The 506-nt window shown below is 45.5% G+C and carries 1 protein-coding gene; it reads right to left on the bottom strand.

Features of this window, described 5'->3' with window-relative positions; genetic code table 11:
- On the bottom strand, nucleotides 1–438 hold a 438-nt coding region (locus ACS8FD_RS24900), incomplete at its 3' end, for a 3,4-dihydroxy-2-butanone-4-phosphate synthase (RefSeq protein ID WP_439277812.1).
- Nucleotides 439–506: the final 68 nt, after the last annotated feature.

Genomic DNA, 506 nt, shown 5'->3' with positions numbered 1-506 from the left:
AGCTTCGGTGTGGCCAGCGCGGTGTAATACGCCGCCATTTTGTGCCATGATTGGGAAAATATGTCCAGGCTGGACGATGTCTTCTGGCTTTGCCGCTGATGACACTGCTGCTTGAATAGTACGCGCACGATCCGCTGCAGAAATACCAGTAGTAACGCCTTCCGCCGCTTCGATAGAAACGGTAAAGTTGGTACTAAATTTTGCTTCGTTACGATCTGACATAAGCGGTAATGCAAGCTGTTGACAACGCGCTTGTGACAAGGTTAGGCATACCAAGCCGCGGGCATGAGTAATCATAAAGTTAACATCTTCAGGACGGACATGCGTGGCCGCCATGATAATATCACCTTCGTTTTCGCGGTCTTCATCATCCATCAAGATGACCATTTTTCCAGCACGGATGTCTTCAATAATTTCAGGAATCGTATTTAAACTCATAAGATGTCTCAATGCTTCAATATTTATAGATATGTGGAGGGATAAGATTTATCTGCCTATTGTAGCAG

It is taken from the genome of Psychrobacter sp. 1U2, assembly GCF_051847575.1.
This window is presented reverse-complemented; position numbering and strand designations above follow the sequence as displayed.